Origin of the sequence: Gordonia sp. OPL2 (assembly GCF_003797825.1) — a bacterium.
GTDB lineage: Bacteria > Actinomycetota > Actinomycetes > Mycobacteriales > Mycobacteriaceae > Gordonia.
This window is the reverse complement of record NZ_RKME01000121.1, coordinates 1-405: the sequence shown is the minus strand read 5'-3', so window position 1 is coordinate 405 and position 405 is coordinate 1. Positions and strand designations below refer to the sequence as shown.

1 protein-coding gene is annotated in these 405 nt (G+C 67.2%); it reads right to left on the bottom strand.

Translation table 11 applies throughout. The features are described 5' to 3' along the window. A partial coding sequence (locus EEB19_RS26590; RefSeq protein WP_187590311.1) for an NAD(P)/FAD-dependent oxidoreductase occupies positions 1 to 405 on the bottom strand: 405 nt, incomplete at both ends.

Genomic DNA, 405 nt, shown 5'->3' with positions numbered 1-405 from the left:
CCTTCCAGATCATCCGCTTCCATCAGGTGCCGGGCCAGCGCAACGCAGTCCTCGAACGCGCAGTTCATGCCCTGGCCGTGGAATGGCACCATCGCATGCGCGGCATCGCCGTTCAGTACGGCGCGACCGTGCTGGTGCCAGCGCTCCAGGGTGAGCGTGCCGAGCAGCCCCGGCGGGTGCTGTTCCCAGTCCGCGCGCAGGTTCGGGATCAGCGGCAGGGTGTCGGCGAACTCCCGCGCGAACAGCGCCTCGGCCTGCGCGCCGGTGTTGACCGTGGCGAAGCTGGGATCGCCCTGGTTGGGAAGGAACAGGGTGACGGTGAAGGTGCCTTCGTGGTTGGGCAGGGCGATGCACATGTAATGGCCACGTGGCCAGATGTGCAGCGCATTGCGCTCGATTCGGAAG